This window comes from Microbacterium sp. (assembly GCF_052099035.1).
Taxonomy (GTDB): domain Bacteria; phylum Actinomycetota; class Actinomycetes; order Actinomycetales; family Microbacteriaceae; genus Microbacterium.
Genome location: NZ_JBQDSX010000035.1, coordinates 1 through 20,048 on the forward strand (window position 1 = coordinate 1; position 20,048 = coordinate 20,048).

Consider the following 20,048-nt stretch of genomic DNA (forward strand, 5'->3'; position numbering starts at 1 on the left):
GGCCCTTGTGACTTCACTTTCGCGGTCGTCAGGATTCTGGCTGGCCTGGCACTCACGGTACTCCTCTTATGCCCGCGCACAAGAGGCACTAATAGTGTGCCCTTGCGCTAAGTGTCCTGCCGTGCAAAACTTTTCCATGTGGCTAACCAAAATGATCTGGACACGATGTTCGTCGCCCTGTCCGACCCGACCCGCAGGCGCATGATCCGGCGGCTCGGACGTGGCCCTGCGAGCGTGGGCGATCTCGCACGCCCGTTCCCGATGACGCTCCCGTCATTCATGAAACACGTCAGGATGCTCGAGACCAGCGGTCTCATCCGCACGGCGAAGTCCGGAAGAGTGCGCACCTGCACCCTCAACCGTGACCAGTTCATGCTGCTCGAAGGTTGGCTCGCGGAGCAGCGCGAGATCTGGGAAGACCGCACCGACCGTCTGGAGAATCTCGTGACCAACGACCAGGAGGCACAATCATGATCCAACGCCCCTTTGACCCCGCACTCGACCTCAGCATCGAACGGATCATCCACGCCCCTGCGGCAAGGATCTGGCGCGCATGGACCGAGCCCGAACAGCTGGAGCGATGGTGGGTTCCATCACCCGCCATCGCGCGCGTCGACGTACTCGACGTCCGCGCGGGTGGCGGCTTCGTCACCCGGATGAGCGATGACGGCGAGCACTTCATCCCCCACACCGATGGCATCTTCCTCGTCGTGGAGGCGGGCACGCGCCTCGTGTTCACCAATGCGATCAGCAGCGCGTGGCGTCCTGCCGCGCCAGCGCCCGTCTCCATGACCGCCGAGATCGTGCTCGCGGAGCATCCGGAAGGCACCGAGTATCGGGCGATCGTCCGCCACGGGGATGCCGCCGCCCGCGACCTTCACGAAGAGCTCGGCTTCCACGAAGGATGGGGCGCGGTCACCGCAGCGCTGGCCGCGCTGGTCGAAACGGGCGTCTGAGCACCACTGCTGCGTCCGGTCGCGGGCATGGCAGAAGGTTTTCGCGGCTGAAGTGGCTCTTCGCATTTGAGGGTGTAGGTGGGGTGCGCTCGCTGGTTCGCGGATAGGGGTCGAGGTCTTCCAGGATGGAAGTTCCTACGCTGCCCATCTGAAAGACCTCGACGTGCTCAACGCTACCTTCGCCGCGCCTGATCTCACTACGTTCTGCCGACTTGACGAGCTCGGTCTCGAAGCTGTCGGGCAGCGGATCGAGGCAGGCCGGGCGGTGATCGAGTGTCGCGTGATCGAGTCGGATCCATGGTGTCGCAAGTGCGGCGCCGAAGGCGTCGTGCGCGACACTGTGGTGCGGCCTCTGGCGCATGAGCCGTTCGGCCACCGGTCGACGCTGCTGCTAGTGCGGGTGCGCCGATACCGGTGCTATCACTGCCGGCGCACCTGGCGTCAGGACACGACGGCTGCCGCCGCGCCGCGGGCGAAGATCTCCCGTGGCGGGCTGGGGTGGGCATTGGAGGCGATCGTGGTCGACCATCTCACCGTGTCCCGTGCGCCGCCGGTCTTGGCGTGTCCTGGCACACAGCGAACACCGCGATTCTCGCCGAGGGCCGTCGGCGTCTTATCGATGACCCGAGGAGGTTCGACGGCGTCACCACGATCGGCGTCGATGAGCATGTCTGGCGGCACACCCGCTTCGGTGACAAGTACGTCACGGTGATCATCGACCTCACCCCGAACCGGAACAAGACCGGGCCGGCCAGGCTGCTGGACATGGTCGAGGGCCGCTCCAAAGCGGTGTTCAAGCAGTGGCTCGCCGCCCGTCCGAAGAAGTGGCGGGATCGGATCGAGGTCGTCGCGATGGACGGGTTCAGCGGGTTCAAGACCGCCACCGCTGAGGAGCTGCCCGACGCGATCCCGGTAATGGATCCGTTCCATGTGGTCCGTCTCGCCGGTGACGCGCTTGATGTCTGCCGCCGCCGCGTTCAGCAAGACATTTTCGGACGCCGCGGGATGAAGGGCGACCCGCTCTACCAGGCCCGCCGCACCCTGCACACCGGCGACAAGCTGCTCACCGACCGGCAGAGGACCCGGCTGAAGAAGCTGTTCGCCGACGACGACCATGTCCAGGTCGAAGCGACCTGGGGCATCTACCAGCGCATGATCGCCGCGTATCGGGAACCTGACAAGAAGCTCGGCAAGCAGATGATGAAGGCAGTGATCGACGCGGTCAGCACCGGCGTCCCGACCGGCCTCATCGAACTTCGCAAGCTCGGCCGCACACTCAAGCAGCGCACAGCGGACATCCTCGCCTTCTTTGACCGTCCCGGAACGTCGAACGGACCAACGGAGGCGATCAACGGCCGCCTCGAGCACCTCCGCGGCTCTGCCCTCGGCTTCCGGAACCTGACGAACTACGTCGCCAGATCGCTACTCGAAGCCGGAGGATTCAGATCCCACCTACACCGCTAATTACGAAGAGCCGCTGAAGTGCCACCGGAGGCCGCGAAATCCTTCCCGTCTGGCCCACTCAGCGCACCGCCGAAGAAAAAAGAAGCGCCACCCGAAGGTGGCGCTTCTTTCGATTCTGTGGAGCCTAGGAGATTCGAACTCCTGACATCCTGCTTGCAAAGCAGGCGCTCTACCAACTGAGCTAAGGCCCCGAAACGGGTATTTATTTAGAGGAAACGGTGGGGCTACCTGGATTTGAACCAGGGACCTCTTCATTATCAGTGAAGCGCTCTAACCAACTGAGCTATAGCCCCGTCAACCTCCAAGACTTTACCGGAGTTTTTCGGAAAATCCGAATCGGCTCCGTTCAGTCACCGGGACGAAGAATCGCGCTCCCCGCCGAGACGCTCGCATCGATCGTGAACCGCGCTGACGTCGACGTGCTCAGCCGATTATCCAGCGACCCGGCGCTGACTTCCTGGGTCACGTTGTAGTCCGTATCGGGCACCGTCAGATCGAGTGATCCGGCACTGACACCGATCGTGACAACACGTGGCGCATCGCCGGTGAGCTCGGCGACCAGCTTGCCTGCCGAGACCCTCAAATCGGCCTCCTCGACGCCGAGAAGGTTCAGGTCGGCGCGACCCGCACTGATATCCGCCCCGATCGTGGTCGCAGATCCATCCATCGAGAGCACTCCTGCGCCGACCACGATCCCGAGGTCGTTGAACTGTCCCTCGACATCGAGACTGCCGGCTCCGAGCGTCAGATCTGCGTCGAGACTGCCGTCGTTCAGATCCTTCGGAAGCGTGAGCGTCACACTTTCATCGCCGAACCAGTCACCACCAAACCAGTCGCCACCGAACCACCATCCGAAGCCGCGGTCAGGGCTGTGGACGATGAGCTCATCACCGTCCCGTTCGAGTCTCCAGTTACCGGATCGGTCTCCGGTCACCTCGAGCGTTGCTTCGTCAACGTCCCCGAAGCGTGCGGTGACGTCGCTCGCCGCGACATCTACTGTGAGTGACTCGATCCCGTCCGCATTCACCTTCTGACTGTCGGCGACGTTCGACGAAGCGGATGCCACGTCATGAACGGCAGCGAAGGCTGCCGTACCGCCGGTTCCCAGCAGCACGACGCCGCCGAACGCGGCGATGACGATCGCTGCGGCCCTAGCACCCGAACCACGTGGCTCGCGCACTGCGGAAGTCGGAGGAGCGGGGGGTCCATCCTGCGGATTCTGCGGTTCGGTGTTCATCGTCCTGATCCTGTCTGTGGTTCATTGCCGGTCGACGGTGAGCCGCCGTTGTTCTCAATGTGCGCGAGCGCGGCGAGCACCCGCCGGTTGCCCGACTCGTCCTGTTCGAATCCGAGCTTCTGGAAGATCGCGGTGATGTTCTTCTCGACGCTCGCGGACGAGAGGAACAGCAGGCCCGCGATCGCCTGGTTGGATTTTCCTTCAGCGATGAGTGCGAGCACTGTGCGCTCGCGCTCGGTGAGCTGCAGCATCCGATCGTCACGATGACGACGCGTGAGCAGCTGGGCGACGACCTCGGGATCGAGGATTGTCGCGCCATCGGCGATGCGCTCGACGGATGCGACGAACTCCGCCACATCGGCCACCCGGTCCTTGAGCAGGTAGCCGAGCGGACCGCCCTGCGCTGCGATGAGATCACTCGCATATCGCTCCTCGACATACTGCGAGAGCACCAGCAGCGGAAGCTGCGGATGTGTTTCCCGCAGGCCCAGCGCCGCACGGATCCCCTCGTCGGTGAACGTCGGCGGCAGCCGGACATCGAGGATGCAGAGCTCTGGATCCGTCGTCTGCACCGCCTCGGTCAATGTCTCGGTGTCGGCGAGGGCCGCGACCACGGTGTGGCCGGAGTCCTCGAGCAGCCGGACAAGACCCTCGCGCAGAAGTACGGAGTCCTCACAGATCAGGATGCGCATGGCACGGTCACCTCCAGCGAAGTCGGGCCGCCCTGGGGGCTGTCCAGTCGGAACGTGCCGCCAGCGGCGAGCACCCGGTTCGAGATGCCGTCGAGGCCGCCACCCGGCTGCACCTCCGCACCGCCCAAGCCATTGTCTTCGACCCGAGCCCAGAGCGTGGCACCCTCCCGCAGCCGCACCACGACGCGACATTCGCTGGCTCGAGAGTGCTTGGCCGCGTTCGTCAGCGATTCGGCGATGGAGAAGTACACCGCCGCCTCAGCATCCCGGCTGCACCGACCATTCAGCCGAACATCGAGATGCACGGGAATGTGCGACCTGCTCGCAAGGGCGGATAGCGCAGCATCCAGCCCTCGATCGTCGAGAACCGAGGCGTGGATGCCGCGGGCGAGCTGTCGCAACTCGGTAATGGCGGCTTTCGTCGAGGTGTGCGCTTCCGTGATCAGCGCCTTTGCGGCAGCCGGATCGGCATCGATTTTCTGCTGTGCGAGTCCGAGAGTCATTCCCACGGACACAAGACGGGGCTGCACACCATCGTGCAGGTCCCGCTCGATGCGCGTGCGCTCGACATCAGCAGCGCGCACCGCGCCCTCCCGCTGCGCGGAGGTGGTGCGCACCCGCTCGACGAGCTCTGCCTCGCGGCTCGGCACGACGAGCCCTCGTGAAATGGTGCGGTGCATCAGCGCGAGTCCGATGATGCCGGCCGCCGTGGCAAGCACACCAAGGATGCCGATCAGCGGAGCCCACCCGACCGCGACGAGGTTCCCGAACGGTCCCACGACATCTTCCGTTGTGAACAACGGTGTGAAAGCGAAGATGGCTGACCACACCAGACCCCAGAACAGCCGGATCACGATCGTGCCGAAGATGCACGCGATGGCGAAGTTCGCGACGGCGCGCCACATCCGCCCGTCGATGCTCTGGCGTCCAAGCGAGCGAATCCATCCGCCGAACCCCGGAGCCAGCCGACGGCGATACGGAAGGTCGGGGATATCCAGGTCGTAGAGACCGCGCACGCGCATCACTTCGAACCAGCCGACCCCGTACAGCGCGTAGACGAGACCGACCAGGAACAGCACGCCGATTCCGAACGCGAACAGAAGCCCGACTCCGGTGCCGAACACAGCGGCGAGGATGCCGATGACACCACCGCCGACGACACCGAGTGTCGCCAGATGCAGAATAGTCAGGAACAGCCGCAGCGGCGGGTTCTTCCGGCGGTCAGCCCCGGTCGAGGCGGGGACAGTCTGAGTGGTCATGCATCAAACGTAGGCCGGAGGCCGCCACCCGCGACACCGAGTAACCCGGAGAGCCGCCTTCGGGTTTTCCCTACCCTTCGACAGGCTCAGGGAGCGACGCGCGCACCGGTCGCATGCGCTGTCCGCCATGATGGGTCCGTGAGCGAAACACATTCCGATGAACCGCACGGCGCAGGCCTCGGTCAGAAGCTGAACTGGCTGCGCGCCGGAGTACTGGGCGCGAACGACGGAATTGTCTCCGTCGCATCCCTCGTCGTGGGCGTCGCCGGTGCGACCACCGACAACTCCGCCCTCCTCGTCGCTGGAGTGGCGGGCCTCGTCGGTGGGGCCATCTCGATGGCCCTCGGCGAGTACGTGTCGGTGAGCAGTCAGCGCGACACGGAGCGCGCGCTCATCGAGAAGGAGCGCGACGAACTGCGCACCATGCCCGCCGAGGAGCTCGACGAACTCACCGAGCTGTACCGGCAGCGCGGCCTCAGCGAAGACACCGCCCGTCAGGTCGCCGTCGAACTCACCGAGCACGACGCGCTGGCCGCGCACCTCGAAGTCGAACTGGGCATCGATCAGGATGACCTGGTCAACCCCTGGCACGCCGCGATCTCATCGGCGATCGCCTTCACCATCGGTGCGCTGCTGCCGCTGCTCGCGATCCTGCTTCCGCCCGTGGAATGGCGGGTTCCGGTGACCTTCGTCGCCGTGCTCATCGCCCTCGCGGCGACCGGCACGATCTCCGCACGGATCGGCGGAGCTTCCCCGGTGCGAGCATCCCTCCGGTTGGTGGTAGGCGGCGCGCTCGCACTGGTCGCAACCTGGCTGATCGGCACCCTGCTGGGGTCGACCGGCGTGGTGTGACCGCTAGTTCGACATGAAGCCGACGAGCAGGCCTCCGGTCACCTTCACGGCGAGGTTATAGATACCGGCGACCACGGCGCCGAGCACGGTGAACACGATGAGGTTCAGGATCGATACGACCGCTGCGAACGCCATCACCTGGGGGAGTCCCAGCAGCGATGACAGCGATACCCCGCCATCGGTGATGTTGCCGACGAACGAGTCCGCCTGCGCGATCAGGTTCGTCGCCTGCAGCACGAGGTAGATGAGGAAGAACGACACCATGGTCACGATCGCGAGAGCGACCGCGGCCAGGAACGAGAGCTTCACAGCCGACCAGAAGTCGACGTAGACCAGACGCAGGCGAACCTGCTTACCACCGGTCTTGCGCGTGGACTTCTTCGCCAGCTTGTCGGCTACTGTGCTCATGCGTCGTTACTTTCCTCGGGAGTTTCGGTCGTTTCGGAGGCCGGTGCATCAGGAGCGTCGTTCTCAGCCAACGCCTCCTCCTCGTCTTCTTCGAGGCCCCGCTCTCCGTTGCGGGCGATCGCGAGGATGCGGTCCTTCTCGGACGTCCGGGCGAACAGAACACCCATGGTGTCTCGACCCTTCGCGGGCACCTCGGCCACGGCAGAGCGTACCACCTTGCCGCTGGAGAGAACCACCAAGACCTCGTCGTCCTCACTCACGATCAGACCACCGGCGAGAACGCCGCGATCGTCGTTGAGCTTGGCCACCTTGATGCCGTATCCGCCACGGTTCTGCACCCGGTACTGCTCGACATCCGTGCGCTTCGCGTAGCCCCCGTCGGTGACGGTGAACACGAATTCGCCGGGTGTGGCGACGGATGCCGAGAGCAGGCGGTCCTCGCCCTTGAACTTCATGCCGGTGACACCGGCAGTCGCGCGGCCCATCGGGCGCAGCGCGGTATCGGTCGCCTGGAAGCGGACGGACATGCCCTTGCGGCTGATGAGAAGGATGTCGTCAGTAGCATCCACGATCATGGCACTGACCAGCTCATCCTCTTCGCGCAGGCGGATGGCGATGACGCCACCCTGGCGGTTGGTGTCGTACTCGCTCAGGCGAGTCTTCTTCACCAGACCATCGCGGGTGGCGAGCACCAGGTAGTCGGCAACGTCGTAGTCGCGCATCGCGAGGATCTGCGCGATTCCCTCGTCCGGCTGCAGCGCGAGCAGGTTCGCGACGTGCGTCCCCTTTGCGTCACGCCCGGCCTCGGGAACCTCGTACGTCTTGGTGCGGTAGACCCGGCCCTTGTCCGTGAAGACGAGCAGCCAGTGGTGCGTGGTCGTCACGAAGAAGTGCTCGACGATGTCGTCTGCGCGCAGCTGCGCACCCTTGACGCCCTTGCCGCCGCGGTGCTGCTGGCGATAATTGTCGCTGCGCGTGCGCTTGATGTAGCCGTCGCGGGTGACGGTGACGACCATCTCCTCTTCGGCGATGAGGTCTTCCATCGACACGTCGCCGTCGAAGCCCTGCAGGATGTGCGTGCGACGGTCGTCGCCGAAACGCTCGACGATGCCCTCGAGCTCTTCGCGGATGATCCCGCGCTGGCGGGACTCCTTGGCGATGATGTCCTTGTAGTCGGCGATCTTCGCCTCGAGCTCAGTGGCCTCGTCGACGATCTTCTGTCGTTCGAGAGCCGCCAGACGGCGCAGCTGCATCTGCAGGATCGCGTCGGCCTGGATCTCGTCGATGTCGAGGAGTGCCTGCAGACCCTCGTTCGCCTCTTGAGGGGTGGGGGAGCGGCGGATCAGCGCGATGACCTCGTCGAGAGCATCCAACGCCTTGAGGTACGCGCGCAGAATGTGCATGCGCTCTTCGGCCTTGCGCAGACGGAAGATCGTGCGCCGGACGATCACGTCGATCTGGTGCGAGATCCAGTTCGAGATGAATCCATCGAGGGCGAGCGTGCGCGGCACGCCGTCCACGATCGCGAGCATGTTCGCACCGAAGTTGTCCTGCAGCTGGGTGTGCTTGTACAGGTTGTTCAGCACGACCTTGGCGACAGCATCCCGCTTCAGCACCACCACGAGACGCTGACCGGTACGGTCACTCGTCTCGTCACGGATGTCGGCGATGCCGGTGATCTTGCCGTCACGGGCGAGGTCGCCGATCTTCACGGCGAGGTTGTCCGGGTTGACCTGGTACGGCAGCTCGGTGATCACCAGGCAGTTGCGTCCCTGGATCTCTTCCATGTTGACGACCGCGCGCATCGTGATCGACCCGCGACCCGTGCGATACGCCTCGTGGATGCCCTTCGAGCCGAGGATCTGCGCGCCGGTCGGGAAGTCCGGACCGGGGATGCGCTTGATCAGGCCCTCGAGCAGCTCGTCGCGCGGCAGGTCCGGGTTGTCCAGTGCCCACAACGCAGCGGCCGATACCTCGCGCAGGTTGTGCGGAGGGATGTTGGTCGCCATGCCGACCGCGATACCCACCGATCCGTTGACGAGGAGGTTCGGGAAGCGCGAAGGCAGAACCGTCGGTTCCTGCGTCTGACCGTCGTAGTTGTCCTGGAAGTCGACGGTCTCCTCTTCGATGTCGCGCACCATCTCGAGCGCGAGCGGAGCCATCTTCGTCTCGGTGTACCGGGGGGCGGCGGCGCCCATGTTTCCCGGGGATCCGAAGTTGCCCTGACCGAGTGCCAGCGGGTACCGCATCGACCACGGCTGCACGAGACGGACAAGGGCGTCATAGATCGCCGAGTCACCGTGCGGGTGGTAGTGCCCCATGACGTCGCCGACGACGCGAGCGCACTTGGAGAACGACTTGTCGGGACGGAATCCTCCGTCGTACATGCCGTAGATCACGCGGCGGTGCACGGGCTTGAGTCCATCACGAACATCCGGCAGCGCACGCCCGACGATGACCGCCATGGCGTAGTCGAGATAGCTGCGCTCCATCTCGAACTTCAGGTCGACCTGGTCGATCTTGCCGTGTTCGTGCAGCGGCTCGGGACGTTCTTCGTCAGTCATGTTTTTCTTTCACTAATCAGATGTCGAGGAACCGGACGTCCTTGGCGTTGCGCTGGATGAAGCCACGGCGGGACTCGACGTCCTCGCCCATCAGCACACTGAAGATCTCGTCCGCACTGGCGGCATCTTCGATGGTCACCTGCCGCAGAGTGCGGGTGGTGTGGTCCATCGTCGTTTCCCACAGTTCCTTGGCGTTCATCTCACCCAGACCCTTGTAGCGCTGCACGCCGGAGTCCTTGGGGAGTCGCTTGCCGTTCTCGAAGCCGTGCTTCATCAGAGCGTCGCGCTCAGCATCCGAATACACGTACTCGTGCGGCTGATTGGTCCACTTCAACCGGTACAGCGGCGGCATCGCGAGGTAAACGAAACCCGCCTCGATGAGCCCGCGCATGTAACGGAACAGCAGCGTCAGCAGCAGCGTCGTGATGTGCTGGCCGTCGACGTCGGCATCCGCCATCAGAACGATCTTGTGATAGCGGGCCTTCTCAATATCGAAGTCCTCGCCGATGCCCGTGCCGAAGGCCTGGATCATCGCCTGGACCTCTTTATTGGCCAGTGCCTTGTCGAGGCGAGCGCGCTCGACGTTGAGGATCTTGCCGCGCAGGGCCAGGATCGCCTGCGTGTGCGGATCGCGACCCTGCACCGCGGAGCCGCCGGCCGAGTCACCCTCGACGAGGAAGATCTCACTGATCGAGGGGTCTTTGCTCGTGCAGTCCTTGAGCTTGTCCGGCATGGCGGCGGACTCGAACACGCTCTTGCGACGCGCGGTCTCACGCGCCTTGCGGGCAGCCATCCGGGCCGTTGCCGCGTCGATCGCCTTGCGGATGACGTTCTTCGCGAGAGTCGGGTTGCGGTCGAACCAGTCGCCGAGCTGATCGCCCACGACCTTCTGCACGAACGCCTTCGCCTCGGTGTTGCCGAGCTTCGTCTTCGTCTGACCCTCGAACTGCGGCTCACCGAGCTTTATCGAGATGACCGCGGTGAGCCCCTCGCGCACGTCGTCACCGGAGAGGTTGTCGTCCTTCTCCTTGAGAAGGTTGTTCGCGCGGGCGTACTTGTTGACCAGTGTGGTCAGCGCCGCGCGGAAACCCTCTTCGTGAGTGCCGCCCTCATGGGTGTTGATCGTGTTCGCGTAGGTGAAGACGTTCTCGGTGTACCCGGTCGTCCACTGCATCGCGACCTCGAGCGAGATCTTGCGAGCTGTGTCCTCCGCTTCGAAGTCGATGATCTCGTCGTGCACGGTCTCGGCGTGACGAACCTTGTTGAGGTACTCGACATAGTCGACGAGTCCGCGCTCGTAGAGGAACACGTCATTGCGCTGCTTCGTGACGAGGACGCCGTCTTCTTCGATCTCGGTCGTCGCACCCTCGCGCTCGTCCCGCAGATCGATACGCAGTCCCTTGTTCAGGAATGCCATCTGCTGGAAGCGGGTGCGCAGCGTCTCGTACTCGAACTCGATCGAGTCGGTGAAGATCTCGGGGTCCGGCCAGAATGTGATGTCCGTTCCGGTCTCGTCCGTCGACTCACCCTTTTCGAGCTGCTGCTGCGGAGTACCGCCATCGGCGAAGCGGTGGTGCCAGGCGAAGCCTTGCTGCTTGACCGTCACGTCGAAGCGCGTCGAGAGCGCGTTCACCACGGAGGAGCCGACGCCGTGCAGACCACCGGAGACCGCGTACGCACCGCCGCCGAACTTTCCGCCGGCGTGCAGGATCGTGAGCACGACCTCGACCGTGGACTTGGTCGGGTCCGAGGAATGCGGACCGACCGGGATGCCGCGGCCGTTATCGACGACGCGGACAGAACCGTCTTCGCGGAGAGTCACCAGAATGGTGTCGGCGTAGCCGGCAAGCGCCTCATCGACCGAGTTGTCGACGATCTCGTACACGAGGTGGTGAAGACCACGCGGACCGGTGGAGCCAATGTACATTCCGGGGCGCTTGCGCACAGCCTCGAGGCCTTCGAGGATCTGAATCTGGTCAGCACCGTAATCGGCTGAGGCCTTACTAGCCGGGGTACTCGTCGACGACGTGTCACCGGGTGTGGATTCAGGCTCGTCAGCAGTGTTTTCAGGCGTCATCAGAGGGCATTCTCCACATCGATATCTCGAATGTCCAGTCTACCCTCCTCGAAGGGTGTTCACGTCGCTAGACGCCCGTGTGTAGCCCTGAAATCGATCCGGACCCTGTTCATGGTGCCCTACCCGTAGGTATCGCGCGGGCCCCGCCCTGGGACGGCTCTGGGGCCCCATTTCCAAGAAGGAACGTCGGGACCGATGAAACGGAGGTTGTTCACACCCGCCTGGGGATAGCGCCTTCCGATCTCGGTGAGGATGGTCGCGCGCATGAACTGCAGGTTCTTAGCCCAGGCCGTCGAATCGCACTTCACCGTCAGCATCCCGTTCTCGAGCGAGACCGGTTCGGAATGCTGTGCGGTGTCGTTTCCTGCCAGCTGCGCCCACTGGCGGACGAGATCCTCGCGTGCGAGTGTCATCTCCCACCCCGACTCACGACTGAGCGTGTCGAGGACTGCACCGAGGACACCGGGGTCGCGGCCGGGGGTGAACGGCGCATTCTCATCGTCGTCGCTTATGCGGCGCTTGCGCTTCCAACTCTTCGAGCTCGGCTTCAGACCGCGCAACCGCAGGTAGGTCGCCACCGTTTCGGGCGTTTCGGCGTCACTCATCGTCTGCCTCCCGGTCGTCGCTGATCGTACCCGCATGGATCCGGACGACATGACGGTGCAGCGCTTCAGGAATGTCTTCTTCGACCGCGGCGGTGACGATGACCTGCTCATACCCGGCAGTCAGGGCCGCCAGGCGCTGGCGACGATCGGCGTCGAGCTCGGCGAATACGTCGTCGAGGATGAGCACCGGGTCCCCGGCGGGAGATTCCGCGCGCAGCAATTCAGCGGATGCCAGGCGAAGAGACAGCGCGACGGACCAGGATTCTCCGTGCGAGGCGTACCCCTTCACCGGAAGATCACGCACGCGCAGGATGAGGTCGTCGCGGTGCGGGCCCACGAGAGTGAGTCCGCGGTCAAGCTCCTGCTGCCGCTTGGCGATCAGCGCCGCGCGGAACATTTCGGCGCCCTTCGACAGGCTGAGCGCCCTGTCGGCACCATCGAGAACCATCTCCTGCCCCTCTTCGGGATCTCCGCCGCTCACCGAAAGCGCCCATTCCATTTCCGGACGGTGGTCGGCACCGGCGATCGCCGTATATGCGTCGACGAGGGGTTTCTGCAGATCCGATGCCAGCCGCAGACGCGCGTAGATGATCTCGGTTCCGAGCGCGATGAGCTTGTCGTCCCAGACCTCGAGCGTTGTGAGCGCATCACCGCGGATGCCGCGGGCGCGAGCAGATTTCAGCAGCGCGGTGCGCTGCTTCAGCACGCGATCGTAATCGCCGAGGACCGCTGCCATGCGCGGAGCGCGCTGGATCAGCAGCTGGTCGGCGAACTTTCGACGAGACGATGGATCGCCCCGAACGATCTGCAGATCCTCCGGTGCGAACAGCACGACATGCGCGTAACGAGGCAGCTCGCTCGTCTTCGCCGGAGATCCGTTGATGCGCGCCTTGTTCGATCCCTGCCGGTTGATCTGGACTTCGGCGAGCACGCGGCGATCGCCCACAGACAATCGCGCACGGATCACGGCGAAATCAAGACCGTCTCTGACCATCGGAGCATCCGATGACACGCGATGCGATCCCAGCGTCGCAAGAAACACAACAGCTTCGGCGAGATTCGTCTTGCCCTGACCGTTGCGTCCGACGAGCACATTGGGGCCCGGCAGAAGGCTGAGGTCGGCAGTCGGGTAATTGCGGAAATCGACCAGGTTCAGGTGCTCCACGATCACGGAGTCAGCCTACCTTCGAGGGCTGACATCGGTGGCGTCAGCGAAGGAGCAGATTCGGCTGGAGGAGGTACTTGAACGAATCGGCGCCGGCCTGGTCAACCGAGGTCTGGCTCGTGATGAGGACCGGGCTCAACTTGTTCGCGTTGTCGCTCGACGTGAACGTCACCCGCACGAACTCGCTCTTGACCGCGCTCAGCGCCTCGGTCAGATACTGCGGGTTCAGACCGAGCGTCACATCATCGCCTCCGGAGAGGTGCGCGTCGACGGACTCGGAAGCGCGTGCCTGCTCGCTGCCCGAAGCATCCATCGTCACGCTGTCGGATGTGAACGTGAACCGCAGCGGAGCTGCGCGATCGAGCACGAGTGCCACACGGCGAACCGCCTCGATGAGGTCTGCGGTGTTGACGACCGCGTAGTGATCGGTCTGCTCGGGGAAAAGACGACGCACAGGAGGGAAATTTCCCTTGATCAGCAGCGACGTCACTGTCTTGTTGCCGGCAGTGAAGGCGATGATCTCGCGATCGCCGCTGCCGGAGAACGCCACCTGGATGGTCCCGGCGTGACCGAAGGTCTTGCCGACCTCGGTCAGTGTGCGCGCGGGAACGAGCGCTGCCTGGTCGGATGCTTCGCCATCCCAGGGAACGTCGCGCAGCGAGACACGGTACCGGTCGGTCGCGACCAGGCTGAGGTTCTGACCGGACACCTCGAGCTGCACACCGGTGAGGACCGGAGTCACGTCATCGCGGGATGCTGCGAAACCGACCTGTGCGATCGCGGTGCCGAAGTCGTCAGCCGGAACGACACCGGATGAACCCGAGACCTCGGGGATCGAAGGATATTCCTCGACCGGCATGGCAGCGAGCGTGAAGCGAGCCGATCCGCACGTGACGGCAATCCCGCCGTCTTCCTCGACGGCGATCTCGATCGGAGCGTTCGGCAGTCTGCTGGCGATGTCCGAGAGCAGCCGACCGTGCACGAGGATCGTGCCGGGGGATTCGACGGTGGCCTCGATCGTGGTGCGAGCGGATGCTTCGTAGTCGAAAGCTGAGAGCGTGAGCCCGTCATCTCCGGCTTCGATGAGCACACCGGCCAGGATCGGCTGGGGATTGCGCTGTGGCAGCAGCTTGACGACGAAGGATACGGCTTCGCTGAAGACATCGCGGTTGACCTGGAACTTCACTGGCGCTCCCTCGTCGTGAGTACATGACCTGTGGCGTGAACCCACCTCAGGGGTTCCCATCGTATCCCCACAGCGTCGATGGTCCATACGACGGGTTTCGCACACTCTTGAGGTAATCGAATGTCAGCCCTAGAGGATTAACTTCTTAACAGTGTTAACCCCTGTGGATACTGTGGATAACTCGGCGGATAGTAGTCGTGAGTAAGGAACTACAACCGTGTGAGATGTGGAAACCCTGAGGAATCCGCATGTTTAGAGAGGTACTGCAGCATCCGCTCGATGGGGAGTTATCCACAGGATGCCGGGATTCGCACACATTCGTCCCGAACTCGGACCGTATTCATCCACAAGTTATCCACATGTGCAAAGCGGCATTTTAAACGGAGACGCGCGGGTACTGTCAACCCGCGATTTCGGTCCCTGACGCTTCGACAGGCTCAGCGGTCGAAGGGCTAGCGGCGACCGAGCTGCGTGGTGATCTCGGTCACCTGGTTGTAGATCGAGCGGCGTTCCTTCATGAGGTCGCTGATCTTCTTGTACGCGTACATGACCGTCGTGTGGTCGCGGTTGCCGAACAGCTGACCGATCTTCGGCAGTGAGAGGTTCGTGCGCTCGCGGCACAGGTACATGGCGATCTGGCGTGCGGTCGCGATCTGCTGAGATCTACTCGAGCCGTAGAGGTCGTCGACGGTGAGTTTGAAGTAGCGGGCGGTCGCCGTGATGATGTCCGTCGGCGAGATGATGTTGTCCTCAGCGGTATCGACGATGTCGCGCAGCACTGTCTGGGCGAGAGAGATGTCGAGAGAAGAACGGTTCAGACTGGCGAATGCGGAGACCCGGATGAGCGCACCCTCGAGCTCACGGATGTTCGACGAGACGATCGTGGCGATGTATTCGAGAACGTCATCCGGGATGTGCAGCGCTTCGCTCTGCGCCTTCTTACGGAGGATCGCGATGCGGGTCTCGAGGTCCGGTGCCTGCACATCGGTGATCAGACCCCACTCGAACCGGCTGCGCATGCGATCTTCGAATCCGGTGAGGTGTTTCGGCGCGACATCACTGGTGATGACGATCTGTTTGTTGTGATCGTGGAGGGTGTTGAACGTGTGGAAGAACGTCTCCTGCGTCTCCGCACGACCCTGGAGGAACTGGATGTCGTCGATGAGGAGGATGTCGACATCCCGGTAGCGGGCCTGGAAGGCAGAGCCTCGGTTGTTCGCGATCGAGTTGATGAAGTCGTTGGTGAACTCCTCGCTGGAGACATAACGGACCTTCACCCCGGTGTACAGCGATTGCGCGTAGTCGCCGATGGCGTGCAGCAGGTGCGTCTTGCCGAGTCCGGAGTCCCCATAGATGAACAGCGGGTTGTACGCCTTCGCCGGTGCTTCGGCGACGGCGACGGCAGCTGCGTGTGCGAATCGGTTGGACTGGCCGATGACGAAGTTGTCGAACGTGTACTTCGGATTCAGACGCGATTCATGTCGCAGCGGCGTCGGCTGCTCCATGGGGAGGTCTGTGCGCGGAGCTTCCGGGCGTCCAAAATCTGCGACCGCGATCGGTGCGGTCTGCTGCTCGGTCAGCTCGTGGTTCACGACGACCCGGAATGAGGTGACGTCTTCACCGAGCTGGGCCAGGCTCTCCATCAGCGGTACGCGCAGGCGCTTGTTGATCTGCGCGGCGGTGAGGTCGTTCGGGACGTCGAGGTAGAGCGTGGCACCCATGATGCCCGCGGGCACCGCCAGGCTCAAGAAGCCCTGCAGCTGGGGCGTGACGCGATCGTCGTGATCGAGCAGCTCCAGTACCTCTGCCCAGATGGGAACGTCGGGCTGGGCAGGAGAGGACATATTGCTCCGGGCAAGGGCTCGCGGAGGGTCGGCGATTTGTCGCGTTCCCCCCTGTGGATAACTTCGGATGCAACGGTAGTCACCCCCGCGGTTATCGGCAACCTGCCTGTGGAAAACCCACGGTGTGTCCTGCGCGTCGCACAGGTCGTCCTTGTGGATAATTGAGATGCAGCGCCGCGTTGATGCTGCGGTTCGAGCGCGGGCAATTTGCTCTCTGCGCCGTCAAGACGTACCCTTAATCGGTTGACTTATGCCCGGATCTGGGCAGTTCCAAATGTCTCCGGTCGTACTCACCCGGTGACACCATTCCCGGAGTGATTCCATGAGCAAGCGTACGTTCCAGCCCAACAACCGTCGTCGCGCCAAGAAGCACGGCTTCCGCGCTCGCATGCGCACCCGTGCCGGCCGCGGCATCCTTTCCGCTCGCCGCGCGAAGGGCCGCACCGAGCTCTCGGCGTAAGCCTCGTGCTCGCCCGTCCGTTCCGACTGACGCGAGGCACTGACTATAGGTCGGTCGTCCGTCGCGGTGTCCGGTGCGGGGGCGGCCGAGTCGTCACCTCCATGTTGACGACCGGTGAAGCACGTGAACCTCGGTTCGGGTTCATCATCAGCAAGCAGGTGGGTAACGCTGTGATCCGCAACACCGTGCGTCGTCGGCTCAAAGCCGTCTGCGCGGACGCGATCGCAGACGTCCCTCAGGGCACGGATATCGTCATCCGTGCCCTTCCTGCGTCTGCCGCGGCATCCTTCGGCGACCTCTCCGCGGACGTGACGCGGTGTCTCGCTCGGTTGAACCGCACGGCGGCCTCAGTATGAGCGCCCTCCCGTCGTACGCCATGGGTGATGCGCGGATGCAGGGCAGAGATGTCGTCCGCAGCATCCCGTTGGTCCCCCGAAATCTCGTCCTCGGATTCCTCACCGCCTATCGCGCCGTGATCTCGCCGATCTACGGTGATGTGTGTGCGTACTATCCGTCCTGCTCGGCTTACGCTGTAGGAGCGGTGCAGCAGCACGGCGCTGTGAAGGGGACTCTGCTCTCCGGATGGCGCATCCTGCGATGCAATCCTTGGACCAAAGGCGGCGTGGACGACGTCCGCCCTCACGACCATTTCCGATACGACCTGACCGCCCGAGGTTTCGTCGTACCCTCTCGAAAGGACTGATCAGTGGGTCTTGACCTTCTGCTCGCCTCTGCCACCCCGACACCGGACTCCGGCGGTGGTGGCTTCGATCTGCTGGGCACCATCCTGTGGCCGCTCAAGTGGGTCGTCGAGCTCATTCTCGTTGCCTGGCACTGGCTCTTCACCGCTGTCGGCCTTGATGCTGCCTCCGGCGCAACCTGGGTTCTCTCCATCATCGGTCTCGTGATCGTCGTTCGAGCAGCGGTTTTTCCCCTGTTCGTGCGGCAAATCAAGAGCCAGCGAAAGATGATGGAGATCGCACCTCAGATGAAGAAGGTGCAAGAGAAGTACAAGGGCAAGAAGGATCAGCTCTCGCGTGAGGCCATGAGTCGCGAGACCATGGCGCTGTACAAGAACCACGGCACCTCACCGATGTCGAGCTGTCTGCCGATGATCGTGCAGATGCCGATCTTCTTCTCGCTGTTCAGCGTGCTGCGTGATGTGAGGGCGCACGCCCAGGCGGGCGGTGGTGGTGTCGGGCTGCTGACACCGGAGCTCACGAAAGAGTTCTACGACGCGAAGCTCTTCGGCGTGGTCTCGCTGCACCAGACGCTGGGTGACGCGGTCGACAACAAGAACACGATTGCGATCGTCCTGCTGGTCGTGCTCGTTGTTCTGATGATCGCATCGCAGTTCTTCACTCAGCTGCAGATCATCTCGAAGAACCTCTCACCCGAGGCCAAGACCGGCCAGGCGTACCAGATGCAGAAGATCATGCTCTACGTGCTGCCGCTGGGCTTCATCTTCTCGGGAATCTTCTTCCCCCTCGGCGTGGTCGTGTACTGGTTCATCTCGAACCTGTGGACGATGGCGCAGCAGTTCCTCGTGATCCGCGAGATGCCGACGCCGGGGTCCGAGGCAGCGAAGGCGCGCGAGGAGCGCCTGGCTCGCAAGGGCAAGGCGATCGATTCATCCGGCAAGGTCGTCCCGATCGCTGCGTACGAGGCCGAGCAGAAGCGACTGCTGGAAGAGGCCGAGAAGGCCAAGCAGGAAGCTGCGAAGCGTCAGCAGCCGATCAGCAAGAAGCGCGCCAAGAAGAAGGGCTCGAACTGATGAGCACGGAAAACGTCACGGAACGCCCCGAGCAGACCGTGGAGCAGCTGGAGCACGAGGGCGACGTCGCCGCGGACTTCATCGAAGAGCTCCTCGATATCGCTGACATCGACGGCGATTTGAATCTCGATGTACGACAGGGTCGCGCCTACGTCTCGGTCGAGTCCGAGGATGAGAGCATCGCCGTGCTCTCTAACCCCGACACTGTGCAGGCGCTGCAGGAGATCACCCGCCTGGCCGTGCAGAGCACGACGGGCTCGTTCTCCCGATTGATTCTCGATGTCGGCGGATCACGTGATGCGCGTCGCCGTCAGCTCGAGAAGCTGGTGGATGCCGCGGTCGTGAAGCTCGACGAGGGTGCCTCGCAGGCGTCCCTCCCGTCGATGTCGAGCTATGAGCGCAAGCTCGTGCACGACATCGCGGCGGATCGCGAGCTCGTGTCGGAGTCCTACGGCGAGGGTGCAGACCGCCACACGGTCATCCGTCGTCGGTGATGTTTCACGTGAAACATCGACCATGAGTGTTGAAATCGAACCGGATGCCGCGGCGGCACTATTCGGTGATCGCATCGACGTCGCGCGGGCCTTCACGGCGAACCTTGCTGAACACGGCGAAGAGCGGGGGCTGATCGGTCCACTCGAGCTCCCACGGCTGTGGACGCGGCACGTCTTGAACAGTGCAATCGCAGCTCCGCTCTTTCATGGGTCGGTCGCGGACATCGGATCAGGTGCCGGCCTGCCGGGACTCGTATTGGCGATTGCGCGGCCCGATGTCAGATTCACCCTCGTCGAGCCGATGGAAAGGCGCGTCGCCTGGCTCGATGAGCAGGTCGCTGAACTCGGCCTCGAGAACGTCACCGTTCTGCGGTCGCGGGCCGAGGATGTCACCCCCCAGCAATTCGACGTCGTCACGGCACGTGCCGTGAGTGCTCTGCGTACGCTCCTCCCGTGGACCGCTCCGCTGGTACGCGATGGGGGAGAGCTCGTTCTCCTCAAAGGAAAGAACGCCGAGGCAGAGATCGCTGCTGCAACCAAGCAGATCAAGAAGTATCGGTTGACCGAGGTGCGCGCTGAGGTGCTCGGTGAGGGCGTACTGCCGGAGAGCGAAGTCACGCGCGTTGTTCGAGGTGTCGTTCGCGGCTGAACGCCACTTGTACCCCACTGAAGACAGTTTCTGGGCCCGGATGTTTCACGTGAAACATCCGGGCCTTTTGCTGTGACGAATGATGCTTACGCGGGGGCGGGGGACTGCTTGCCTCACGCCATGTTTCACGTGAAACATGGCGAACCCGCCGTGTGGTGGTCCAGGAGTGCCGAAGCACCATAGTTACCTTCTGGTACTTAAGCGAGCGAAGTCGTCGTAAATCACCTGCCCGACACCCGAAATCGCTGTTGACTAGGAATTCTTTTGACCTTTTAATTCGGCTGTGGGACGGTTCCAGTGTCATAGCTGTCGAATCTTTGAGGGCCGTGACATGTCGTCGTTGAGAAACACATGGTGCTGGC

19 protein-coding genes, 2 tRNA genes and 1 pseudogene are annotated in these 20,048 nt (G+C 63.4%); 10 read left to right on the top strand and 12 right to left on the bottom strand.

Annotation, left to right across the window (positions count from 1 at the left end; translation table 11 throughout):
- Window positions 1-138 precede the first annotated feature (138 nt).
- From ACTIAO_RS11425 to ACTIAO_RS11435, 3 genes and pseudogenes are all read left to right on the top strand, one after another.
- Entirely contained in the window at window positions 139-474 is a 336-nt protein-coding gene (locus ACTIAO_RS11425) for an ArsR/SmtB family transcription factor (RefSeq protein WP_441906350.1), read from the top strand.
- The gene (locus ACTIAO_RS11430) at window positions 471-956 is read left to right on the top strand and encodes an SRPBCC domain-containing protein (RefSeq protein ID WP_441906351.1); all 486 of its coding nucleotides are present in this window, start codon (window positions 471-473) and stop codon (window positions 954-956) included. Before ACTIAO_RS11425 ends, ACTIAO_RS11430 begins: the two co-directional genes overlap by 4 nt.
- A 163-nt stretch (window positions 957-1,119) precedes the next feature.
- Window positions 1,120-2,420, top strand: a pseudogene (locus ACTIAO_RS11435) (ISL3 family transposase).
- A 118-nt stretch (window positions 2,421-2,538) separates the two neighbouring features.
- On the opposite strand, the gene ACTIAO_RS11440 reads toward ACTIAO_RS11435, so the two are convergent.
- The 5 genes from ACTIAO_RS11440 to ACTIAO_RS11460 all read right to left on the bottom strand — a co-directional run bounded on the left by ACTIAO_RS11440 (window position 2,539) and on the right by ACTIAO_RS11460 (window position 5,608).
- Window positions 2,539-2,611: transfer RNA gene (locus ACTIAO_RS11440), tRNA-Ala, on the bottom strand.
- Between the two features lie 28 nt (window positions 2,612-2,639).
- Window positions 2,640-2,713: transfer RNA gene (locus ACTIAO_RS11445), tRNA-Ile, on the bottom strand.
- Window positions 2,714-2,766: 53 nt separating this feature from the next.
- Window positions 2,767-3,600 carry a DUF4097 family beta strand repeat-containing protein gene (locus ACTIAO_RS11450; protein WP_441906352.1) on the bottom strand — a complete coding sequence of 278 codons (834 nt, stop codon included), beginning with the start codon at window positions 3,598-3,600 and terminating at the stop codon, window positions 2,767-2,769.
- 53 nt (window positions 3,601-3,653) lie between these two features.
- Window positions 3,654-4,349 carry a response regulator transcription factor gene (locus ACTIAO_RS11455; RefSeq protein ID WP_441906353.1) on the bottom strand — a complete coding sequence of 232 codons (696 nt, stop codon included), beginning with the start codon at window positions 4,347-4,349 and terminating at the stop codon, window positions 3,654-3,656.
- Window positions 4,337-5,608, bottom strand: a complete 1,272-nt coding sequence (locus tag ACTIAO_RS11460; protein ID WP_441906354.1) for a histidine kinase — start codon at window positions 5,606-5,608, stop codon at window positions 4,337-4,339. Before ACTIAO_RS11460 ends, ACTIAO_RS11455 begins: the two co-directional genes overlap by 13 nt.
- 138 nt (window positions 5,609-5,746) lie before the next feature.
- Between ACTIAO_RS11460 and ACTIAO_RS11465 the strand changes: the two genes are divergently transcribed.
- A complete protein-coding gene (locus ACTIAO_RS11465; RefSeq protein ID WP_441906355.1) occupies window positions 5,747-6,460 on the top strand; it encodes a VIT1/CCC1 transporter family protein in 714 nt (237 codons plus the stop codon).
- 3 nt (window positions 6,461-6,463) lie between these two features.
- Here ACTIAO_RS11465 and ACTIAO_RS11470 read toward each other — a convergent pair whose 3' ends face one another.
- The 7 genes from ACTIAO_RS11470 to dnaA all read right to left on the bottom strand — a co-directional run bounded on the left by ACTIAO_RS11470 (window position 6,464) and on the right by dnaA (window position 16,309).
- Entirely contained in the window at window positions 6,464-6,868 is a 405-nt protein-coding gene (locus ACTIAO_RS11470) for a DUF3566 domain-containing protein (RefSeq protein ID WP_441906356.1), read from the bottom strand.
- Window positions 6,865-9,432, bottom strand: coding sequence for a DNA gyrase subunit A (gene gyrA / locus ACTIAO_RS11475; RefSeq protein ID WP_441906357.1), 2,568 nt, complete (start codon window positions 9,430-9,432; stop codon window positions 6,865-6,867). The genes ACTIAO_RS11470 and gyrA overlap by 4 nt, the downstream gene beginning before the upstream one ends.
- A gap of 16 nt (window positions 9,433-9,448) precedes the next feature.
- Window positions 9,449-11,509 (bottom strand): DNA topoisomerase (ATP-hydrolyzing) subunit B, encoded by a 2,061-nt coding sequence (gene gyrB, locus ACTIAO_RS11480; RefSeq protein WP_441906358.1) that lies wholly within the window; start codon window positions 11,507-11,509, stop codon window positions 9,449-9,451.
- Window positions 11,510-11,628: 119 nt separating this feature from the next.
- Entirely contained in the window at window positions 11,629-12,114 is a 486-nt protein-coding gene (locus tag ACTIAO_RS11485) for a DUF721 domain-containing protein (protein ID WP_441906359.1), read from the bottom strand.
- A complete protein-coding gene (gene recF, locus ACTIAO_RS11490) occupies window positions 12,107-13,285 on the bottom strand; it encodes a DNA replication/repair protein RecF (protein WP_441906360.1) in 1,179 nt (392 codons plus the stop codon). Before recF ends, ACTIAO_RS11485 begins: the two co-directional genes overlap by 8 nt.
- A gap of 37 nt (window positions 13,286-13,322) precedes the next feature.
- Window positions 13,323-14,465 carry a DNA polymerase III subunit beta gene (gene dnaN / locus ACTIAO_RS11495; RefSeq protein WP_441906361.1) on the bottom strand — a complete coding sequence of 381 codons (1,143 nt, stop codon included), beginning with the start codon at window positions 14,463-14,465 and terminating at the stop codon, window positions 13,323-13,325.
- Between the two features lie 452 nt (window positions 14,466-14,917).
- Window positions 14,918-16,309 carry a chromosomal replication initiator protein DnaA gene (gene dnaA, locus ACTIAO_RS11500; RefSeq protein ID WP_441906362.1) on the bottom strand — a complete coding sequence of 464 codons (1,392 nt, stop codon included), beginning with the start codon at window positions 16,307-16,309 and terminating at the stop codon, window positions 14,918-14,920.
- Between the two features lie 322 nt (window positions 16,310-16,631).
- Here dnaA and rpmH point away from each other — a divergent pair, with 322 nt between their 5' ends.
- The 6 genes from rpmH to rsmG are packed head-to-tail and all read left to right on the top strand — an operon-like array spanning window position 16,632 to window position 19,686.
- Complete coding sequence (gene rpmH / locus ACTIAO_RS11505) at window positions 16,632-16,769, top strand: 50S ribosomal protein L34 (RefSeq protein WP_055952712.1); 138 nt, start codon at window positions 16,632-16,634, stop codon at window positions 16,767-16,769.
- 5 nt (window positions 16,770-16,774) lie between these two features.
- On the top strand, window positions 16,775-17,125 hold the full coding sequence (rnpA, locus tag ACTIAO_RS11510; protein ID WP_441906363.1) for a ribonuclease P protein component: 351 nt from the start codon (window positions 16,775-16,777) through the stop codon (window positions 17,123-17,125).
- The gene (gene yidD / locus ACTIAO_RS11515; RefSeq protein ID WP_441906364.1) at window positions 17,122-17,472 is read left to right on the top strand and encodes a membrane protein insertion efficiency factor YidD; all 351 of its coding nucleotides are present in this window, start codon (window positions 17,122-17,124) and stop codon (window positions 17,470-17,472) included. The genes rnpA and yidD overlap by 4 nt, the downstream gene beginning before the upstream one ends.
- A 3-nt stretch (window positions 17,473-17,475) precedes the next feature.
- Window positions 17,476-18,543 (top strand): membrane protein insertase YidC, encoded by a 1,068-nt coding sequence (gene yidC / locus ACTIAO_RS11520; protein ID WP_441906365.1) that lies wholly within the window; start codon window positions 17,476-17,478, stop codon window positions 18,541-18,543.
- Window positions 18,543-19,037 carry a Jag family protein gene (locus ACTIAO_RS11525; protein ID WP_441906366.1) on the top strand — a complete coding sequence of 165 codons (495 nt, stop codon included), beginning with the start codon at window positions 18,543-18,545 and terminating at the stop codon, window positions 19,035-19,037. Before yidC ends, ACTIAO_RS11525 begins: the two co-directional genes overlap by 1 nt.
- Before the next feature lie 22 nt (window positions 19,038-19,059).
- Entirely contained in the window at window positions 19,060-19,686 is a 627-nt protein-coding gene (gene rsmG, locus ACTIAO_RS11530; protein WP_441906367.1) for a 16S rRNA (guanine(527)-N(7))-methyltransferase RsmG, read from the top strand.
- Window positions 19,687-20,048 lie beyond the last annotated feature (362 nt).

Bases quoted from the DNA above. Each gene is read 5' to 3' on its own strand.
- ACTIAO_RS11455 (WP_441906353.1), bottom strand. From the start codon at position 4,349: ATGCGCATCCTGATCTGTGAGGACTCCGTACTTCTGCGCGAGGGTCTT.
- rsmG (WP_441906367.1), top strand. From the start codon at position 19,060: ATGAGTGTTGAAATCGAACCGGATGCCGCGGCGGCACTATTCGGTGAT.
- dnaA (WP_441906362.1), bottom strand. From the start codon at position 16,309: ATGTCCTCTCCTGCCCAGCCCGACGTTCCCATCTGGGCAGAGGTACTG.
- ACTIAO_RS11460 (WP_441906354.1), bottom strand. From the start codon at position 5,608: ATGACCACTCAGACTGTCCCCGCCTCGACCGGGGCTGACCGCCGGAAG.
- ACTIAO_RS11525 (WP_441906366.1), top strand. From the start codon at position 18,543: ATGAGCACGGAAAACGTCACGGAACGCCCCGAGCAGACCGTGGAGCAG.
- ACTIAO_RS11470 (WP_441906356.1), bottom strand. From the start codon at position 6,868: ATGAGCACAGTAGCCGACAAGCTGGCGAAGAAGTCCACGCGCAAGACC.
- rpmH (WP_055952712.1), top strand. From the start codon at position 16,632: ATGAGCAAGCGTACGTTCCAGCCCAACAACCGTCGTCGCGCCAAGAAG.
- ACTIAO_RS11430 (WP_441906351.1), top strand. From the start codon at position 471: ATGATCCAACGCCCCTTTGACCCCGCACTCGACCTCAGCATCGAACGG.
- yidD (WP_441906364.1), top strand. From the start codon at position 17,122: ATGAGCGCCCTCCCGTCGTACGCCATGGGTGATGCGCGGATGCAGGGC.
- gyrA (WP_441906357.1), bottom strand. From the start codon at position 9,432: ATGACTGACGAAGAACGTCCCGAGCCGCTGCACGAACACGGCAAGATC.
- ACTIAO_RS11485 (WP_441906359.1), bottom strand. From the start codon at position 12,114: ATGAGTGACGCCGAAACGCCCGAAACGGTGGCGACCTACCTGCGGTTG.
- gyrB (WP_441906358.1), bottom strand. From the start codon at position 11,509: ATGACGCCTGAAAACACTGCTGACGAGCCTGAATCCACACCCGGTGAC.